The organism is Brevibacterium sp. LS14, from assembly GCF_012027885.1.
Classification (GTDB): domain Bacteria; phylum Actinomycetota; class Actinomycetes; order Actinomycetales; family Brevibacteriaceae; genus Brevibacterium; species Brevibacterium casei.
In genome coordinates this window covers 160,689-179,853 of the sequence record NZ_SJXG01000049.1, presented here as the reverse complement: position 1 = coordinate 179,853, position 19,165 = coordinate 160,689, and the positions used below count along the sequence as shown (strand labels likewise).

17 protein-coding genes are annotated in these 19,165 nt (G+C 67.7%); 8 read left to right on the top strand and 9 right to left on the bottom strand.

Going from position 1 to position 19,165, the window contains the following annotated elements:
- Nucleotides 1–121 precede the first annotated feature (121 nt).
- From galE to EZE58_RS10220, 4 genes are all read left to right on the top strand, one after another.
- Nucleotides 122–1,114, top strand: a complete 993-nt coding sequence (galE, locus tag EZE58_RS10235) for a UDP-glucose 4-epimerase GalE (RefSeq protein ID WP_167560473.1) — start codon at nucleotides 122–124, stop codon at nucleotides 1,112–1,114.
- A 269-nt stretch (nucleotides 1,115–1,383) separates the two neighbouring features.
- Nucleotides 1,384–2,628, top strand: a complete 1,245-nt coding sequence (locus EZE58_RS10230) for a sodium:glutamate symporter (protein ID WP_240941246.1) — start codon at nucleotides 1,384–1,386, stop codon at nucleotides 2,626–2,628.
- 75 nt (nucleotides 2,629–2,703) lie between these two features.
- The gene (locus tag EZE58_RS10225; protein ID WP_167560471.1) at nucleotides 2,704–3,849 is read left to right on the top strand and encodes an FAD-dependent oxidoreductase; all 1,146 of its coding nucleotides are present in this window, start codon (nucleotides 2,704–2,706) and stop codon (nucleotides 3,847–3,849) included.
- Between the two features lie 112 nt (nucleotides 3,850–3,961).
- Nucleotides 3,962–4,549, top strand: a complete 588-nt coding sequence (locus EZE58_RS10220) for a CueP family metal-binding protein (protein ID WP_346773179.1) — start codon at nucleotides 3,962–3,964, stop codon at nucleotides 4,547–4,549.
- On the opposite strand, the gene EZE58_RS10215 is transcribed toward EZE58_RS10220, so the two are convergent.
- The gene (locus EZE58_RS10215) at nucleotides 4,527–5,402 is read right to left on the bottom strand and encodes an alpha/beta hydrolase (RefSeq protein WP_167560468.1); all 876 of its coding nucleotides are present in this window, start codon (nucleotides 5,400–5,402) and stop codon (nucleotides 4,527–4,529) included. The two genes, EZE58_RS10220 and EZE58_RS10215, sit on opposite strands and share 23 nt — an antisense overlap.
- 173 nt (nucleotides 5,403–5,575) lie before the next feature.
- Here EZE58_RS10215 and EZE58_RS10210 point away from each other — a divergent pair, with 173 nt between their 5' ends.
- Nucleotides 5,576–7,285, top strand: a complete 1,710-nt coding sequence (locus EZE58_RS10210; protein ID WP_167560466.1) for a formate--tetrahydrofolate ligase — start codon at nucleotides 5,576–5,578, stop codon at nucleotides 7,283–7,285.
- 51 nt (nucleotides 7,286–7,336) lie between these two features.
- On the opposite strand, the gene EZE58_RS10205 is transcribed toward EZE58_RS10210, so the two are convergent.
- From EZE58_RS10205 to EZE58_RS10190, 4 genes are read right to left on the bottom strand one after another with little or no spacing between them, the layout of a single operon-like run.
- Nucleotides 7,337–8,761, bottom strand: coding sequence for a hypothetical protein (locus EZE58_RS10205; protein WP_167560464.1), 1,425 nt, complete (start codon nucleotides 8,759–8,761; stop codon nucleotides 7,337–7,339).
- Between the two features lie 59 nt (nucleotides 8,762–8,820).
- Entirely contained in the window at nucleotides 8,821–9,384 is a 564-nt protein-coding gene (locus tag EZE58_RS10200; protein WP_063250675.1) for an antibiotic biosynthesis monooxygenase, read from the bottom strand.
- A gap of 47 nt (nucleotides 9,385–9,431) precedes the next feature.
- Nucleotides 9,432–10,226, bottom strand: a complete 795-nt coding sequence (locus EZE58_RS10195) for an NAD(P)-binding domain-containing protein (protein ID WP_167560460.1) — start codon at nucleotides 10,224–10,226, stop codon at nucleotides 9,432–9,434.
- Complete coding sequence (locus EZE58_RS10190) at nucleotides 10,223–11,281, bottom strand: transcriptional regulator (RefSeq protein WP_167560459.1); 1,059 nt, start codon at nucleotides 11,279–11,281, stop codon at nucleotides 10,223–10,225. The genes EZE58_RS10195 and EZE58_RS10190 overlap by 4 nt, the downstream gene beginning before the upstream one ends.
- Nucleotides 11,282–11,313: 32 nt before the next feature.
- Here EZE58_RS10190 and EZE58_RS10185 point away from each other — a divergent pair, with 32 nt between their 5' ends.
- Nucleotides 11,314–11,790, top strand: a complete 477-nt coding sequence (locus EZE58_RS10185; RefSeq protein WP_346773178.1) for a VOC family protein — start codon at nucleotides 11,314–11,316, stop codon at nucleotides 11,788–11,790.
- 112 nt (nucleotides 11,791–11,902) lie between these two features.
- Here EZE58_RS10185 and EZE58_RS10180 read toward each other — a convergent pair whose 3' ends face one another.
- The 3 genes from EZE58_RS10180 to EZE58_RS10170 form a co-directional block, all read right to left on the bottom strand.
- Nucleotides 11,903–12,739: a MetQ/NlpA family ABC transporter substrate-binding protein gene (locus EZE58_RS10180; RefSeq protein WP_063250670.1), complete on the bottom strand. Its 837-nt coding sequence runs from the start codon at nucleotides 12,737–12,739 to the stop codon at nucleotides 11,903–11,905.
- Nucleotides 12,740–12,835: 96 nt separating this feature from the next.
- A complete protein-coding gene (locus tag EZE58_RS10175) occupies nucleotides 12,836–13,510 on the bottom strand; it encodes a methionine ABC transporter permease (RefSeq protein ID WP_063250668.1) in 675 nt (224 codons plus the stop codon).
- The gene (locus EZE58_RS10170) at nucleotides 13,507–14,481 is read right to left on the bottom strand and encodes a methionine ABC transporter ATP-binding protein (protein ID WP_009376266.1); all 975 of its coding nucleotides are present in this window, start codon (nucleotides 14,479–14,481) and stop codon (nucleotides 13,507–13,509) included. The genes EZE58_RS10175 and EZE58_RS10170 overlap by 4 nt, the downstream gene beginning before the upstream one ends.
- A gap of 355 nt (nucleotides 14,482–14,836) precedes the next feature.
- Between EZE58_RS10170 and EZE58_RS10165 the strand changes: the two genes are divergently transcribed.
- The gene (locus EZE58_RS10165; RefSeq protein ID WP_119296763.1) at nucleotides 14,837–16,114 is read left to right on the top strand and encodes a metallophosphoesterase family protein; all 1,278 of its coding nucleotides are present in this window, start codon (nucleotides 14,837–14,839) and stop codon (nucleotides 16,112–16,114) included.
- An 88-nt stretch (nucleotides 16,115–16,202) separates the two neighbouring features.
- Here EZE58_RS10165 and EZE58_RS10160 read toward each other — a convergent pair whose 3' ends face one another.
- On the bottom strand, nucleotides 16,203–18,341 hold the full coding sequence (locus EZE58_RS10160; protein ID WP_040341229.1) for a catalase: 2,139 nt from the start codon (nucleotides 18,339–18,341) through the stop codon (nucleotides 16,203–16,205).
- 304 nt (nucleotides 18,342–18,645) lie between these two features.
- Here EZE58_RS10160 and EZE58_RS10155 point away from each other — a divergent pair, with 304 nt between their 5' ends.
- Nucleotides 18,646–19,158 (top strand): GtrA family protein, encoded by a 513-nt coding sequence (locus EZE58_RS10155; protein ID WP_167560457.1) that lies wholly within the window; start codon nucleotides 18,646–18,648, stop codon nucleotides 19,156–19,158.
- Nucleotides 19,159–19,165 lie beyond the last annotated feature (7 nt).

The following is a 19,165-nucleotide window of genomic DNA, read 5'->3' as shown; positions in this document are numbered from 1 at the left end:
ACGCCGGGCCGACCCGCATCGGTCCTGGTCAGCGGCGCACTTCGTGTCGGAGGCCACCCCTGAACTAAGCTTGTTCCGGCATCGCCGCGGCATCGCGGCGGAAGACGGATGAAGGAGACACATGGCTGTTCTGGTCACCGGAGGCGCAGGCTACATCGGCTCGCACGTCGTACGGCTGCTCACCGAACGCGGAGACGACGTCCTCATCGTCGACGACTTCTCCACCGGGATCGCCGACCGTGTGGCAGGACTGCCCGTCCTCGACCTCGACCTCGCCGCCCCCGACGCCGAAGACCGCCTCGTCGCGGCCATCGAGGAGCACGGCGTCGACTCGATCATCCACTTCGCCGCGAAGAAGCAGGTCGGCGAATCCGTCGAGCAGCCCGTCCACTACTACCGGCAGAACATCGGCGGCCTGGCGAACATCCTCGCCGCCGTCGACCGCACCGGTGTCTCCTCGCTCGTCTTCTCCTCCTCCGCGGCGACCTACGGCATGCCCGACGTCGACCTCGTGCCCGAGGACCTCGACTGCCGCCCGATCAACCCCTACGGCGAGACCAAGCTCATCGGCGAATGGATGATCGACAATGCGATGACCGCCGCGACGATGAGCGGACAGACGCTCAACGCCGTCAAGCTGCGCTACTTCAACGTCGCCGGCGCCGGCTGGCCCGACCTCGCCGACACCGCGGTGATGAACCTCATCCCGATCGTCCTCGGCCGGGTCGCCGCCGGCAGGGCCCCGATCGTCTTCGGCGATGACTACGACACCCCCGACGGCACGTGCATCCGCGACTACGTCCACGTCAAGGACCTCGCCGAAGCCCACATCGCCGCCCTCGACTACATGAAGTCCGGGGTCGCGACCGAGACCGTGTTCAATGTCGGCACCGGCACCGGAGCCTCCGTCAAGGAGGTCATCGACACGATCGCCGAGGTGACCGGCCGTGACATCGTCCCCGAGATGGGGCAGCGTCGGGCGGGGGATCCTCCCGCCCTCGTCGCCGATGTCACCCGGATCGGCGCGCAGCTGAGCTGGAAGGCCGAGTACGGCCTGAACGAGATCGTCGCAAGCGCCGTCGCCGCCGCGGGAATGCTGCCCGAACAGCAGTGATCCGCCCCGGGCCCGCGCCCGGACCGCTGCCGCCTGCCGGCTGACACGACTGTGCCTCGCACGCGTCGGTGTCCCGCTGCGAGCACAACCCGGCACGTCCCAGTGCCCCCATGACCCTGCCCTGACCCTGCTCTGCCCTGACCAAGGAGACACCCGCCGTGGATCCCACACAGTTCAGCCCCTAAGCCCTGCTCGTCGACTCCGGCCTCTTCGGCGGACTCCTCGTCATCGGCACCATCCTGCGCGCCCGGATCAGGGTCCTCCAGACGATGATGGTCCCCGCCGGCGTCATCGCCGGATTCCTCGGACTTGCGATGGGACCCAACGGTCTGGGCTGGCTGCCGTTCTCCGATCAGCTCGGCACGTACTCCTCGCTGCTCATCGTCGTCGTCTTCGCGTGCCTGTCGCTGACGAGTGACTTCAACATCTTCAAGATCGGCCGCTCCGTGGCCGGGTTCGCCAGCTACGGCGTGCTCATCTACGCGACGCAGACGGCGCTGGGCATGGGGCTCGTGCTCCTGCTGCTGGGCCCCCTCCTCGGCGCCCCCGACTCCGTGGGCCTCCTCCTCTTCGCCGGCTGGGCCGGCGGGTTCGGTTCGGCCGCGGCCATCGGCACGGTCTTCACCGAGGCCGGGGACCCCGCCGTGCAGTCGCTGGCATTCACCGCCGCGACCGTGGGCATGCTCACCGGCATCGTCGGCGGCATCATCCAGGCGAAGTTCGGAGCCAAGAAGGGCTACGCCCGTGAGTTCGTCGGCCTGAGCGAAGTGCCCGCGGAACTGCGCACCGGCGTGCTCGACCACGCCGAGGACAAGCCGCGCATCGGCACCCACATGTTCTCCGGCAGCGCGATCGAATCCCTGACCTTCCAGGCCGGCATCGTCGCCACGGTCGCCGCGGGGGCCTTCGGCGTCAACCTCATCCTCGGCGAGGTCATGCCCTCGGTGACGTTCCCGCTCTTCTCGATCGCCTTCATCGTCGGCCTCGTCCTGCGCGGCCTGCTCTCGGCGACGAAGACGACGAAATTCATCGACAAGGAGACGCAGAACTCGATCTCCGGCACCGCCACGGATGTCCTCATCGTCTGCGGCATCGCCTCCGTCGTTCCCAGCTTCGTCGCCGACCAGTGGCTCTCGCTGCTCATCCTCTTCATCGTCGGCCTCGCCCTCTGCCTCTTCCTCGGCCTCTTCGTCGCTCCCCGGGTGATGAACGAGGGCTGGTTCGAACGCCAGCTCTTCACGTGGGGCTGGGCGACCGGCGCCGTGGCCACGGGCATCGCCCTGCTGCGCATCGTCGACCCCAAGCTCAACTCGCGCACCCTCGAGGACTTCTCCCTGGCCTACCTCCCGGTCATCCCCGTCGAGGTCGCCGCCGTGACCTTCGCGCCGCTGCTCGTCCTCGGCGGCGCCGCGTGGGCCGTCGTCGGCATCTGGGGTGCGATCGCCGTCGCCGCCCTCGCCGTGGCCCTGTTCATCATGGCCGCCAACCGCCGGGAGCTCGTGCCCGCCGCCTGAGCCGGACTCGCCGCATTCGGGCAACCGGACTAGTCTGAACGACGAGGCTCGTCCCACTCGTCCGGAGGGTTCGCCATGACCGAGCACATCGTCATCGGCGCCGGTCTCGCCGGTGCCGCGACCGCCTATGCGCTGACCATGCGCGGCGCGGACGTCACGGTGCTCGAACAGCACACTCCCGCGAACGCCCACGGCAGTTCGCACGGTTCGGCCCGCATCCTCCGCTTCGCCTACCCGCAGCGCCTCTACCTCGACCTCGTCGTCGCTGCGCGCGCCATGTGGGACGATGTCGAACGCGCCGCTGGCACCGAGCTCATCACCACGACCGGGGCCCTCGACCACGGAGAGGCCCGGCACACCGCTGAGCTCGCCGCCCTCTTCGCCGACGCCGGCATCGACCACGAGCTCCTCAGCCCTGCACAGGCAGGCGCCCGCTGGCCGCAGTTCGCCTTCGACACCGCAGTCCTCTGGCACCCGGCCGCCGGGGTGATCGACGCGGAGACCGCGGTGAGCGCGATGCTGCGTCTCGCGGTCGCAAGCGGTCGGGCCCGGGTGCTCGAGGACTGGACCGTCGCCGAGGTGGGACGACGCGCCGGCGGCGGGTTCCGCGTCACCTCGGCGAACGGGGGAGCCGTCGACGGCGACAGGGTCATCGTCACAGCCGGCGCCTGGCTGCCGTCCCTGCTCGGCCACCTCGGACTGCCGCAAGCGTTCCTCGAGTCACTGCCCGCCTTCGAGGTGCGTGAGGAGCAGGCTTTCCACCTGCCGTACCGGGACGCTGAGAGGTCGGGGCGCCGCGACGATCCGTGGCCGACGTTCATCCACAGGACCGGCGAGATCGTCACCTACGGTCTGCCCGGAGGCCGCGACGCCGGTTTCGCGGGACAGAAGCTCGCCCAGTTCAACGGCGGTCGGGTCATCGCCTCGGCGCTCGATGCCGATGGCCGGATCACCGCGGCGATGCGGGCACGGATGATCGACTACGCGCAGCGGTACCTGCCCGGGCTCGTGCCCGAACCGTATGCGGAGACGACGTGCCTGTTCACGAACACGCCGACCGAGGACTTCGTCATCGACGAGGCCGGCGGCGTCGTCGTGGTCTCGGCGTGTTCGGGCCATGGGGCGAAGTTCGCCCCGCTGCTCGGCGAACTCGCCGCCGGACTGGCCGTCGGCGACGGTTCGGTGCCTGAGGAGTTCCGGGTCGCCCACCACCGCGGCTGACAGGCGTTCAGTCGCGCGCTTTGTGAGCGGATACCCCCGCTGGGTACGATGGTCGAGTGTGCGGCTGCGGCCGGTGCACGACCCAGCAGCGAGATGCGGAAGCGGGACTGACGTGAAGAGACTGGCGATCGCCGGAGTGGCCCTGACATTGGCACTGAGCGGGTGCGCATCGACCGGGGCGGACGACCCGAAGGCCGAGGCCTCGGCCTCTGCGAGTGCCGCGGCGGGCTTCCTCTCCGCCTACGGCATGGCCGGTCAGGATGCCGTCGGCATCATCGACACCCTCGACCGGCTCACCGAGGAGCAGCGGCCGACCGCGTTCACGGCCTCGATCGAACCGGACCGGCTCGTCCTCGCCGACGCCGCCGGGAAGGTCGCGCTGCCGCTGCCGCAGGACAAGAGCTACGTCGCGATCGCCCCCTACGTCTCGCAGACCCACGACTGCTTCTACCACAGCCTCACGACGTGCCAGGGGGAGATGGCGAACACCCCGGTCGAGGTGACGATCGTCGACGACGCGACGGGGAAGACCCTGGTCAAAGAGTCGACGCGGACGTTCGACAACGGGTTCGTCGGCTTCTGGCTGCCCCGGGATGTCGACGGCACGGTGACGATCAGCGCCGGCGACCGGAGCGGAAGCGCGACGTTCTCGACCCAGCCCGATGGGGCCACCTGCATCACGGATCTCCAGCTGAGCTGAGCCACGCCTCCACCTCGGCGGCGAACGCGGCGGGCGCTTCGAGCACCGCCAGGTGCCCGACCTCGGGGAAGCGGGCGAGGCCGACATCTCCCGGCAGCGCCGCAGCCAGCCGGTCCGCCTGCTCGACCGGGATCCACGGATCAGCCTCACCCCAGCTGATGCGCACCGGGGCGCGCACAGCGCCGAGGTCGGCCGCGATCGGTGCGGTGTGTGCCGGTGAGAGTGCTGCGATCTGGCGGTAGAACGCCGCCTGACCGTGCGGCGTCGACCACGGTCGGGCAAGCTCGTCCACCCAGCCGACCGGCAGATGCGGGCCGGCCGCCCCGGCGATGTACGCGTGCACGAGCGCCCGATGGAGGGCGAGCGGGAGGGCTGCGAAGACGTCCTCGTTCTCGGCGACGAGACGGAAGAACGGCGACCCCCACGGTGTCAGGGTGACGATGTCGCTGAGGTGGAGCGAGGCGAAGTCGACGCCCTCGAGCAGGTGGGCGCCGAGGGCGACCGCCCCACCGATGTCGTGGGCGATGACGTGCGGGCGCTCAAGGCCGCGATCGTCGATGAGGGCGGCCAGCCGGCGCCGTTGGGCGACGAGGTCGACCGGTGGGGCCGCCTCAGCAGGCGTGATCGAGTCCCCGTAGCCGGGCATGTCCCACAGCAGGACACGGTGGCCCCGCGCGAGCCTTTTCGCCAGCGGAAGCCACATCCGCGACGACCACGGCGTGCCGTGGCAGATGACGACATCGCCGAGGCCGGACTCGGTGCGGGGACCGAGACTCCAGGTCACCACCTCGGCGGGAGACTCATCGGTCCCGATGTCGAGGGTGACGGTCGTGCGGGAGATGTCGATGCCCATGCACCGACGGTAGGCCCACAGGTCGAGTCCACGTCAAGAGGCAGCGCTGAGGCGATGGCGATTCCCGGCGCTGCGGCAGCGTGAGGAATGCGCCGAACCCGCCGCAGCGCACCCAGCAGATTCATCGGGTGTCTGCGGTCACAAATCGACCTATGGCAGGCATGATGGGCACTATGAGCATTGACCTTGACATCGCCCTCGCGGCTGAGCTCGATCCCATCGTCGACGTCGCCGCCTCCCTCGACCTCAACCCCGAGAACATCATCCCCTTCGGCTGGACCAAGGCGAAGGTCCCCATCGACGTCCTCGACGCCGCCGCGCAGAACGCGACGCCCGGCAAGCTCATCCTCGTCACCGCGATGAGCCCGACCCCGGCCGGCGAAGGCAAGACGACGACGAGCATCGGACTCACCGACGGGCTCAACGAACTGGCGAAGACGAACCCCGAGATCGGACGGGCCGTGCTCGCGCTGCGCGAGCCGAGCATGGGACCGGTCTTCGGCATGAAGGGGGGAGCGGCCGGCGGCGGGTACGCGCAGGTCGTTCCGATGGAGGACATCAACCTCCACTTCACCGGTGACTTCGCGGCGATCGCCGCGGCCAACAACCTCGCCGCGACGATGCTCGACAACCACATCCACCACGGCAACGAACTCGACGTCGACCCCCGCCGCATCCACATCCGCCGCGTCGTCGACCTCAACGATCGGGCCCTGCGCAACGTCACGATCGGGCTCGGCGGGCTCAACGGGGGAGTGCCCCGGGAGGACCACTTCGACATCGTCGTCGCCAGCGAGGTCATGGCGGTGTTCTGCCTGGCCACCTCGGTGGCGGACCTCAAGGAGCGGCTGGGACGCATCGTGGTCGCCCACAGCCGTGACCGCAAGCCCATCACCGTCTCCGACATCGGTGCGGCAGGAGCGCTCACCGCGCTCCTGCGCGATGCGCTCGCCCCCAACCTCGTCCAGACCCTCGAACACACCCCGGCGTTCATCCACGGGGGACCGTTCGCGAACATCGCCCACGGCTGCAACAGCCTGCTCGCGACGAAGGCGGCACTCACCCTCGGGGACTGGGTGGTCACGGAGGCGGGCTTCGGCGCTGATCTCGGGGCGGAGAAGTTCCTCGACATCAAATGCCGGGCCGCAGGCATCTGGCCCTCGGCCGTGGTCGTCGTCGCCACCCTGCGGGCGCTGAAGTACCACGGGGGCGTCGAGGTGGCCGACGTACAGACCCCGAACACCGAGGCGGTGCTCGAGGGCATGAGCAACCTCGTCCACCACTGCACGAACCTCCGCGACATCTTCGGGCTCACCCCGGTCGTGTGCGTCAACCGGTTCCCGAGCGACACCGACGAGGAGATGGCGGCGGCGCTCGACCACCTCCACGGGCTCGGCATCGCCGCCGTCGAATCCACGCATTGGGCCGACGGCGGCACCGGTGCGATCCCCCTCGCCGAGGCGGTCGTCGAGGCCGCCGAGAATGCCGGGGACGGTGATGCCGCGCAGCGGGCCCGCTACAGCTACGAGCTCGACGCGCCGCTCGAAGACAAGATCCGCACGATCGCGCAGCGCATCTACGGTGCCGCCGATGTCGACATCCCCGCGAAGGTCAGGCGCAAGCTGAAGCAGTTCGCCGACGAAGGCTACGGGGACCTGCCGATCTGCGTGGCCAAGACCCAGTACTCGCTGAGCACGGACCCCACCCTGCGCGGGGCGCCGACCGGTCATATCATCGCAGTGCGCGATGTGCGACTGTCGGCGGGCGCCGGGTTCGTCGTCGTCATCGCCGGTGACATCATGACGATGCCGGGCCTGCCGAAGGAGCCTTCGGCGCTGAAGATCGACGTCACCGAGGACGGTGACATCACCGGCCTGTTCTGAGCGATCTCGGTCTCGGCCTCACCCGGCCGGCGGTCCTGCGGGGCGCCCGGCTCAGGCGACGGGATAGCCGGCTGCCTCGGCGACCGTGCGAACGTAGTCCCAGTCGGCCTCGGCCCGGATCTGCGCTGCCATCGCCGGCGTCAGCGGTGTGCCGGCGAGCAGGGGGTCGACGTCGCGTGGCGTGAGATCGAGATCGCAGCAGTGGCCGAAGTCCTCGGCGATGTCGGCACCGGTCCTCGCCGCCTTCACCGATCCGAGCATCCAATCGGTCACTTCGGGCCGGATTCCCTCGCGGACCTTGGGCGCACCGTGCTGCCACGTCTCTCCGGTGCTCCACAGGGCCAGGGTGATGGACGGCGTGCCGGGCTCGCCGTTGAGCTTTTTACTCTCACAGAGGGGGACGAGCGGCTCGGGCAGTCCCTCGAGGAGGCCCGGCCACACCTCGCCCGTCTCGGCGATGTTCATCGGTGATTCGTGGTCGAAGGCCCACAGCAGAACTCCATCATCGGTCCGGGCGATGCCGAACCGATCGCCGCCGCCCTCATCGAGGCGCGCAATAGTCGCCCCACCTGAACTGGTGCCGGTGAACCGGGGTCGTGTGGTTGTGCAGATGGCATCGAGGACGGCCAGCGCCCGCATCCGTTCGGTCGCCGCAGTTGGGGCGAGGAGTTCACCGGCGAGAGTGTCGAGGGCGGATGCGACCTTCGCCTCGGCGGCGCTGTCGGCTTCGTCCTGGGAGATGATCTCGGTGCCGTCCAGACGTGGTCCTCGAGCGGCCAGGGCGGCGAAGCTCTCCGCGAGCTGTCGGCTGCTCTCGGTGATCCTCGGCAGGAACATCCTGACGTTGTCCACCCGCAGTGCGATTCCATCGTCCGAGGTGTCGGGGGCGAAGATCCTCAACCATCGGGCGACGTCGTCCACGGTCGCCTCCGGGTGGAAGGTCACACCCCACGCGGCGCTGCCGACCCGGAAGACCTGCGCGTGGGTGGATGGGTTGACCGGACTGTGCGTGAAGACCTTCACTCCGTCCTTCGGACGGACCCTGCGGTCGTGCCACCCGGCGCCGATCGAGTGCAAGTCCACGCCGAGCGCGGCCACCAGGGGATCGGTCTCACCGACAGGCGTCCGCTCCAAGGAGATATGGCCGATATCGGCGCGCCAACCGAACGTCTCAAGAGTCTTCTTCGGCGTCGTCACCTTGCCGCCGGTGGCCAGTGCGAGCTGCTGAGCACCGAGTCCGATGGCCAGCGTGAGAATGGAATCCTCAACCGCCTGGACGAGGAGATCCCGTACCTGCGGCAGCCACGGCATGGTCTCATCGCCTCCGCGTTCGAGCGCGCAGCCGAAGACGATGAGGGGTTCCTCGATCCGGTCGGGGAGCGGATCACCGGCGAAGGGCCGGAGGATCGTGGCGTCGGGAATCCACTCGGCGAAGCGGCTGGCAGGAGCGAGCGGTTCGGTCTCGATGAAGATCATGAGCACACATTAGCCCAGGCGCCTGGAGGATCGGCTGGGGATGGGTACCGGCCCGCAGCTCAGTTCCGGGGCTTCTGCAGCCACGGGCGCAGCAGCCGGGTGCTCACGGGAAGGAAGATGTAGGTCATCAGCGGGGTGAGGATGCAGATGTTGAGGAGGACCGCGAGCACCGGCGGCCAACTCTCGAGGTGCGGCATGAGGAGGAACGTCGAGAGCAGGCTGAGGGGGAAGAAGGGGAGGAAGATGCTCACGGCCTGCTTCCACCTCGGCGGGACGACGGTCTCCGGGATCGTCACCGCGTTCTCCCCCTGCGGTTCGAACCAGCCCTCGATTCCCGTGCGGTGCTCGACCTTGGTCGTCTCGACGAGTTCGGCGGCGCTGTCGATCCACCACTGCCGGTCGTCGGATTCGTCCCAGGCCTTGAGCGACTTCGCGTCGGCGAAGCGGTAGAGCACGTGCCATTCATCGGAGTCCGGAGAGGTCCGCACCCACCCGGACCCGAGGTAGCCGGTGCGTTCGCGGACGAGTTCCTGCCCTGCCTGGACCCACGCGTTGAAGCGGCGGTGCTGTCCGGGCAGGACGGTGCGGGTGATCGAGACGGTGATCGGAGACGGCTGAGGCATGATTGCGATTATAGGGACCGGCCACATGTGACCTGCGTCGGGGTCGGTCAGCCTCTCACCCGCTCGAGCACCGCCGTCAGCGCCCCCGCGAGCCGTGCCCGTGTGGCCTCGTCCATCCACGCGGCCCGCAGCTGGGCGTTGAGTCCGCCGGGAGTCTCGTGGGCGGCGACGAGCTCGGAGATCGGCGTATCGGTCTCTGCCAGTGTCGTCCCAAGACCGACGAACTGACCGCGGACGATGGTCTCAGCATCGGTGCGCGCCCAACCCTGGTCGATGAGCCAGTCGGTGATGACCTCGAGAAAGGCGAAGTGCGCGGACATCGTCGCCGTCGTCGCCGACAGTGTGCTGAACATCGCCTCGGTCTCGGCGACCACGGTGCCGCCGAGGCTGTCGAAGAGTTCGACGGTCGCCGCCTCGGCGGGGAAGACGGCGGTGACCCCGCGGCGTTCGCGCACGGCCGGCAGCGGGATGACGCGGACGATGCGGGGATCGTGCGGCAGGAGCGCGTGGAGCCGGTCCGAGGTCACTCCCGCCACCGCACTGACGACGATGCGGTCGCCGGGGATCTCGAGGGCGGTGAGGACGTCGTCGACCTGGTCGGGAAGGACGGAGACGATGATGAGGTCGCTGCGGTCAACGACGTCCTGGTTGTCGGCGGCGACCTCGACGCCCGGATGACGTTCGGCGAGGTCGGCGGCGCGCTCGCGGCTGCGTGGGGAAAGGACGATGTCGGGCGCGGTCGCCTCGGTGCCCCGCGCAGTCGGTGCGTCGTCGGCGCACAGTCCGTCGACGATCGCCGAGGCGATCTCTCCGACGCCGATGATGCCGATCGTCGTGGTCATGATGACTCCCGGGTTCGTCGAGTCGGATGCGGGTGTCTTCGCATTGTGTCATCGGTGGGGGAATGGGAATAGGCGTCTGTGAGTTCGGCGCCGATGCGGGCGAGTTCGGTGCGGACCTCCGGCGGGTCGAGGACCTCGATGGTCCGTCCCCAGCCGGCGAGCTGCTCGGCGAGGGCGACGACGAGGTGGGCGCCCACCGTCACGATGACGATGTCGTCCTCCTCCGTGACGACCGTGAGGTACCGGCCGAACTGGGCCTCCAGGATCGGCAGCGTCCAGGCCGGACAGCGGATCCGTGCCGTGACCGATGAGCGCAGGGATTCGACCTCGGCGACGTGGCGGGCCCAGAATCCGGCGAGATCGAAATCGCGCGGGCGGCCGGACCTCGGCGCGGCCCCGTAACCGTCGGGACGCGGGGGTTCGACGACGACCTCGCCGAGGCGGTCGACCCTGTACGTCCGAGCTCCGTCACCGGTGTCCGCGGTGTCCACAGGGTCGGCGACGAGGTACCAGACGCCGGCCTTCGCGACGAGCCCGAACGGCCGCAGGGCGATACGGCGGCGGGTGCCGTCGCGTGAGGTGTACTCGGCCTCGATGAGGCGGTCGCCGATGAGAGCGGCGCGCAGCGCCTCGAGTCTGTCCCGGACGGCGTCGTCGCTCATCGGCGTCCGACTCCACGGGGTGTGGTCGTAGTGGATGGTCGTGGCGAGGACCTCCGCCTCGGAGCGCAGGCTCTCGGGAAGCGCGCGGATGAGCTTGCGCGTCGCGAGACGCGTGTCCGGGTCGGAGAGCCCGGCGGTGCCCAGCATCCAGAAGAGCGACCGCGCTTCAGGCCCGCCGAGCCCGGTGAGGTTCGTGCGCGCACCCCCGAGCAGCCCCCAACCCCCTCCGCGCCCGGGCCAGACGTGGACCGGCACTCCGGCAGCCGACAGCGCTTCGAGGTCGCGTCGGGCGGTGGCGAGGGAGACCTCGAGTTCGGCGGCCACCTCGGCGGCGGTGACCTGTTCCCGGCTCTGCAGGAAGAGGAGGAGAGCGAGAAGTCTGTCCGCGCGCATGGTCCGAGTATTCCAGGAAAAGTAGTCAGAAGATGAGCACTTTGCGTGGAATCGTCGACGATGACCCCCACACCCGCGTCGACACGACGCCGATCAAGGAGAACGACATGAGCACTCTGACTGGTCTGACGACGATGGTCCTCACCGCCGACGACGTCGCCGCGGCGGCCGACTGGTACTCCGATGTCCTCGGGATATCCCCGTACTTCCGGCAGCCGCCCGAGGGCGAACCGGCCTACATCGAGTTCCGCATCGGACCCGACGAGGACGAACTCGGCATCATGAGCCGGGCCTTCGCGCCGGAGGGCACGGCACCGGGCAGCAGCTCGGTGACGTACTGGCACGTCGACGACGTCGATGCGACGCTCGGCGACCTCGTCTCACGGGGTGCCTCGGTGCACTCACCGGTGACCCCGCGCGGGGAGGAGTTCGTCACCGCTTCGGTGGTCGACCCCTTCGGCAACGTCCTCGGGCTCATGCGCAGCCCCCATTGGGCAAGACGGCACTGAGGGCTCGAGACCGTACGTGCGAGAGCGCCCGGCCTGACGGCGGAATCCATGCGGGATCCACCCTCGGACGGGCGCTCTCTGTGATCTCAGCGAGACTGCGTTGCTCAGCCGATCAGAAGCTCGGGAGCACCGAACCGTCGGACCACTTCTCCTCGATGAACTTCTTCACCTCGGGGGTGTGGAGCAGGTCGTTGAGTTTCTTGATGTTCTCATCGTCCTTGTTCTCCGTACGCACGGCGAGGAAGTTGCCGTACGGGTTGTTCTCGGCCGATTCGATGAGGATGCCGTCCTTGGCGGGGCTGAGGCCGGCCTCGAGCGCATTGTTGCCGTTGATCACCGAGGCGTCGACGTCCTGCAGGGTGCGCGCGAGCTGGGCGGCGTCGGCCTCGACGAACTCGATGTTCTTCGGGTTGTCACGCACGTCGGAGAGCTTCGCGCTCACCGCGTCGACGCCGTCGTTCAGGGTGATGAGATCGGCCTCTTCGAGCATCTTCAGCGCTCGACCCTGGTTGGCGGGATCGTTGTTGATGCCGATCTTCGCGCCCTCGGGCAGGTCCTTGACGTCCTTGACCTTGTTCGAGAACAGAGCGAAGGGCTCGAGGTTGATCGGTTCGAAGCCGGTGATCTCGTAGCCCTGGCCGTCGATCTCGGAGTCGAGGTACGGCTTGTGCTGGAAGTAGTTCGCGTCGATGTCGCCGTCGGAGAGCGCCTTGTTCGGCAGGGTGTAGTCCGTGTACTCCTTGACGTCGATGTCGAGTCCGGCATCGGCGGCGAGGTTCTCGTCGACGAAGCGGAGGATGTCGCCCTGCGGCACCGGGGTGGCGCCGACTGTGAGCTTGGTGACGTCGCCGTCCTTCTGCCCGACGGTGTCGGTGCCGCCGCCGACGAGGCCGCAGCCGGTCAGGGCCAGGGTCGCTGCCGCGGCGACTGCGATGAGCGTGGTCTTCATGACTCTCCTTGATTGTGTCGTTTCGATTGTGTCGATCGTCGGTGAAGGTCTGTCGGGTCCGCGGTGTGACCACGGGAGGGTGTGGATCGGGCCGCCTCAGCGGTGGTCGACGAGGCGGGAGATCCGATCGCCGGTGAACTGGATGAGGGCGACGATGAGGACGAGGACGATGACGCAGGCGAGCATCGTGTCCGACTGGTAGCGCTGGTAGCCGTAGGAGATCGCGAGCGCTCCCAGCCCGCCGCCGCCGACCGCTCCGGCCATCGCCGTGTACGACACGAGGGTGACCGCGGTGACTGTAGCCGCTCCGATGAGTCCGGGCAGGGCTTCGGGGACGTAGACCTGCCGGATCACCTGGCCGTTCGAGGCCCCCATCATCAGCGCCGCTTCGACCTTGCCCTCGGAGACTTCGCGCAGGGCGTTCTCGACGAGGCGGGCGTAGAAGGGGATCGCCCCGACCGTGAGCGCGACGACGGTGGCCTGCCACCCCAGCGCCGTGCCGACCATGAACCGGGTGAACGGGATGAGGGCGATGATGAGGATGATGAAGGGAATCGAGCGGGTGATGTCGACGATGAGGGAGAGCACCCGGTAGAGCACGGGGTGCGAGTTGAGCCCGCCCTTCGACGTCGTGAACAGCCAGATCCCCAGGGGCAGCCCGAGGAGGACGGCGAGTCCCGTCGACCACAGGGTCATGAGCAGGGTCTCGATCGTCGCCGGCCACATCTGGTCGGTGATCGCGGGGTTGTCGAACCACATGGGATCGTTCACTTCGCTGCCACCTCCTCGGCGTGGATGCCCTCAGAGTCGAAGGCGGCGATGAGCTCCCCCGCCTGGACGGGACCGGAGACGGAGAAGCGGATGCGACCGACCTGACGGTCCTCGACGGTCTCGACGGCACCGGCGAGGATCGCATCGGCACCGATGTCGACGCTGCCGGCGCACGTGAGCACCCGCGGCAGCGTCGTGCCCGCCAGAGCGACCTCGACGATCCCGGACTCACCGTCGCCGAGGCTGACGGGAGGGAGGGGGACGAGGTCCTTGGCCAGGGACGAACCCGGTTCGGCGATCACCTCGGCGAGCTTCCCGGTCTTCGCGACCCGACCATCGGCGAGCAGGGTCACGGAGTCGCAGATCTCGCGGACGACGGACATCTCGTGGGTGATGATGAGGACGGTGATGCCCAGACGGTCGCGCAGGGAGCGGATGAGGCCGAGGATCTGTTCGGTCGTCGAGGCATCGAGGGCCGAGGTCGGCTCGTCGCAGAGGAGGACCTTCGGTTCGGCGGCGAGAGCACGGGCGATGCCGACGCGCTGCCGCTGACCGCCGGAGAGCTGCGCGGGATGGTTGTCGAGGCGGTCGCCGAGGCCGACGAACTCGAGGAGCTCCCGGGCTTTCGCCTGACGTTCGGCCTTGCCGACACCGGCGATCTGCAGCGGGTGGGCGACATTGTCGAGCGCGGTGCGCGAATCGAGGAGGTTGACGTGCTGGAACACCATGCCGATGTTGCGCCTTGCCTGGCGCAGACCGGCACCCGTCTGCTCGGTGAGATCCGTGCCGTCGATCGACACCGTGCCCGAGGTCGGACGTTCGAGGCCGGTGAGACAGCGGATGAGCGTCGACTTGCCGGCGCCGGAGCGACCGACGATGCCGTGGATCTCTCCCGCGGGCACGCTCAGGTCGATCTCTTCGAGCGCGACGGTGTGGCCGAACACCTTCCGCAGACCGCGCAGTTCGATCACGGGTCCCTCCTCCTGGATTCTCTGGGGTGGGTCGCAGGCGGTGGCCTGCTCCCTCGTCAGGGCGCACAGGCACCGGGTAGGGGCACATGTGCGGACGATTCAGCATGCCAAGGTGTGTGATGAGGCTGTGGCGCCCATGACACAAAAGGACGCATAGCGGGCCGAACGTGACGAAGACCTCAGCGGCGAGGGGTGTCGAAGGCGGTCGCGCGCCCTGAGTGAACTTCTGGGGTCGTGGTTTCGTCCGCAGAAGTTACCTCTGGGTTCAATCTGACGACATTGTCCGTCCATAGTCTCGATCGTCGTGGCTGTGCGCAGCACCGCGTCGCAGCCGAACGCGACAGAGAGGCGGAGAATGAACGACGACACCCCCAACGGCACCGAGGATCACCGAGCAGACAGCGAGCGCTCGAAGGGCTCGGCGGCATGGAACCGGCGCGGCATGCTCCAAGCCGCAGGCGTGACGGCGCTCGGCGCCGGACTGGCCGGAATCGGCGCGGTGCCCGCGGCGGCGAAGCCGTGGAAGGACAAGAAGCCGAAGAAGGCCAAGAAGGACAAGGGTCGGTCCGAGGACGGGATCGTGCGCGGGGAGCTCGCGTTCCCCGCGTCGGGCGCGTTCACCATCGTTCAGTTCAACGACACTCAGGACTCCCACACGACGGATCTGCGCACGACTGAACTGCAGAATGCGGTCCTCGACGATGCCAAGCCGGACTTCGTCGTCATCAACGGCGACGTCATCGACGGCGGTCCGAAGACGGTCACCGAGGTCAAACAGGCCATCAACAACGTCGTCCTGCCGATGGAGCAGCGGCAGATTCCCTGGGCGCTCACGTTCGGCAACCACGACGAGGACAGCACGGGCAAGACGGGCTTCGACGAAGCGGACATGATCGACTTCATCAGCCAGTACCGCTACAACCTCAACACCACCGGAGCCGACGTCACCGGCACTTCGAATCAGGTGGTCACGGTCTCCTCGTCGACCGGCGACGATGACGCCTTCGCCATCTGGCTCCTCGACTCCGGCCGCTACGCCCCTAAGGAGATCGCCGGCCAGAGCCTCGAGGGCTACCCGAACTGGGACTGGCTGCGCTTCGACCAGATCGAATGGTACGCCCGGGCGTCACGAGCCCTCGAAGAGCGCGCCGGTCGTCTCGTCCCTGGCCTCGTCTTCCAGCACATCGCGCTCCACGAGCACCGGATGATGTGGTACTCGAGCATCGACTTCCGCGGCGAGTCCGCCCACCCGGCGGCGAAGAAGAAGCACTCGATCGTCGGCGAGCGGAACGAGAACGAGTGCCCGGGGCCGTTCAACTCCGGAATGTTCAACGCGATGCTCGCGAGAGGCGATGTGCAAGGCCTGTTCGTCGGTCACGACCACATCAACACCTATTCGGGTAACTACTTCGGCATCGAACTCGGCTACTCGCCCTCGACGGGCTTCGGACCCTACGGGCTGCCGGGGGAGAAGCGGAACCAACTGCGCGGTGCCCGCGTCTTCACCCTCGAAGAGGGCGTCGATGGCGTCTACACCGGGTCCGAGGTCAGGTTCGCCCGCGACTACGGCATCGACATCAGCCCAGCCGCCCAGCGCGGCACACCTGCGGAGTTCCCCGAGTACGTGAAGTGAGCTGAGCGTCCGGGACGCTGAGTACGGCCCTCGCTGTCACCCGTGTCACACGGGTTCCAGCGAGGGCCGTACTCAGGACCGCAGCGGATCAGCTGTCAGCCCGTGACCAGGCTCGATGCTCTTCCAATCCGGTTCTCAGCTTCGTCAGAAGGCTCTTGACCTGAGCGCCGGTGAAGATGCCGGGGTCGGAAGCAGGGACCCCATACTCCTCGAGAAGGGCGTCTGCACCACCGGCGACTGCGATGAACTTGAGGTGCCGCCACGCTTCGGAAAGCAGCAGACCCACCACCGGGTCGGCGTCGACGCCGTCGAGGAGCAGCAGCGCATCAAGCTCACTTGAGGCAGCGGTGAGGTAGGTCCGCTCGACGGGGACATCTCCGACCCGACCGCCGACAGGAGCGATGGTGATCGGCACCATCCCCGCCTCGACCAGGAAGTCGCGAGCCGTGACGACGTGCTTCGGGTCAGTCTTCGGCCCGGTGACGATTCCGACTCTGCGGCCGTCGACCGGCCACTTCTCACCGATCTGGGAGAGTGCGGGACTGGCGGCTACGTCGTCGGCAGGGGGTGTGTTCGGCCTTCCCGGACTCAGCCCGAGACCCGAAGCGACCCGTTGGGCGAGTTCGGCGTCGACTGCCGCCAGTACGTCGACCTCGCGCTGCCTGATCGTCTCGTCCCAGCATTTTCCGAGCTCGAAGGTGAAGGCGTCGACGAGGTGCGACTGTTCCACGGGTGTGAGACTGAGCCAGAACATGCGGGCCTGCGTGAAGTGGTCGTCGAACGAGACCGGGGAGCGGCGTTCCTTGACCGACTTCGGCAGCTCTTGGGCGATCTCGACGAACGTATGGTCGTCATCTGGGTCGGCAGTGAAGGGGTTTCCGCCGTCCAAGGTGTTGGGCTTGTACGGGGCGACCCCGGTGTGCACGGCGGTCTGGTGCATCCCGTCACGGAAGAGGTCGTTGACCGGACAGTGGGGGCGGTTGATCGGGATCTGGCTGAAGTTCGGTCCGCCGAGGCGAGAGATCTGCGTATCGAGATACGAGAACAGCCTTCCTTGGAGGAGTGGGTCGTTCGTCACATCGATCCCGGGTACGAGATGTCCAGGATGGAACGCCACCTGCTCCGTTTCGGCGAAGTAGTTGCTCGGGTTGCGGTTGAGAGTGAGCTTGCCGATCGGTTGGACGGCGACGAGCTCTTCGGGTACGAGTTTCGTCGGATCGAGGAGATCGATCCCCTCGAAGGTCTCCTCGGGGGTGTCGGGGAACACTTGGATGCCGAGCTCCCACTCGGGGAAGGCCCCTGCTTCGATCGCGTCGGCAAGGTCTCGACGGTGGAAATCCGGGTCGATGCCGTTGACCATCTGAGCCTCCTCCCAGACGAGCGAATGCACCCCGGCGGTCGGCTTCCAATGGAACTTGACGAGCGACGTGTCCCCGTCTGAGTTCTCGACTCGGAATGTGTGGATTCCGAAGCCTTCCATGGTGCGGAAGGACCGTGGGATGCCGCGATCGGACATCTGCCACATCGTGTGGTGGGTCGCCTCCGTGTGCAGCGAGACGAAGTCCCAGAACGTGTCATGAGCGCTCTGCGCCTGCGGGATCTCACGGTCGGGTTGAGGCTTCGCAGCGTGGACGACATCAGGGAACTTGACGGCGTCCTGGATGAAGAAGACCGGGATGTTGTTGCCGACGAGATCGAAGACGCCGTCAGAGGTGTAGAACTTCGTGGAGAAGCCTCGGGTGTCTCGCACGGCATCGGCTGAACCACGGGAGCCGACCACAGAGGAGAAACGCGTGAACACCGGAGTCTCGACGCCCTTGCGAAGGAACTCCGCCTTTGTCACGTTGCTCGCGGTGCCATAGGAGACGAACGTTCCATGCGCCGCCGCGCCCCTGGCATGGACGACTCGTTCGGGAATCCTCTCGTGGTCGAAGTGAGTGATCTTCTCGCGCAGGTGGTGATCCTGAAGCAGGACCGGTCCGCGGGGGCCGGCCTTGAGCGAATGATCGGTGTCGACCAGCCGTGCCCCTTGCGCGCTAGTCAGCCAGTCACCTTGCTGAGCCTGGTCCGCCTGACTGTCCTTGCTGGGCACCCCTGTCGGCGTCGTCGGCCGAGGACCGCTCTGATCGGGTTTGGGCGGCAGCGGCGGATGCGGGGTCGTGGGTTCTTCGGGTGTGGGCTCAGCTGGGGTCGGATTTCCAGGTACGCCCGGGCGATCGTCTGCCATTTCGCCGTCTCCTTCTTCTCCTGTGTGAGCGAGGTTCCATTTCTGAGAGTAGGTCCGCATCGCCGGGAGCACAAGCCCCCTTGTGCGCAAATTGTCGCTTGTCGATAGAGATGCGGGAGCCCCGGGCCTCGAGTCGCGAGAGTGCACGACCGCGAGGCGGCCATCGGATAGGCGGGTTGTGTCGAGTATCTGGCGGGCGGTTCTCTTCATCGTCATCGGGTTCGGCACTGCGCGGGCACAACGTCGAGACACACCTGAGGACGCTCAGCGAGTCCGGAAGCTCGCGCCCTAGAGTAGTGCTGTCATGAAAGAGTCTGTATCGGCCCGGCTGCGACGCCTCGCGGTGGAAGCCTTCAAGTTCCTCACTGTCGGCGGTGTCGGCTTCGTCGTCGACGTGGGACTCTCGAACGTCCTCACGTATGGCCTGGGGCCGATCCCCGCGCTCCTCGACGGCAGCCCGATCAAGGCGAAGATCGTCTCGACGATCGTGGCGATGATCGTCGTCTGGATCGGCAACAAGCTGTGGACCTACGGCGACCGGACGACGGGTTCGAATCTCCGCGGCATCATCCTCTTCATTGTCGTCAACCTCGGCGGCATGGTCATCACCGTCGCCCCGCTCGGGGTGACGTGGTATCTGCTCGGCATGCGCGATCAGCTCACCTACAACATCTCGACGAACGTCATCGGCATCGCCCTGGCGACGGCCTTCCGCTTCTATGCCTACCGGACGTGGGTGTTCAAGGATGCCACCCCGCCCGCCGAGGTGGTCGTCGAGTTGGACGAATCCCGAACCGCCACCGACGACCGGGCCTGAGATCGCA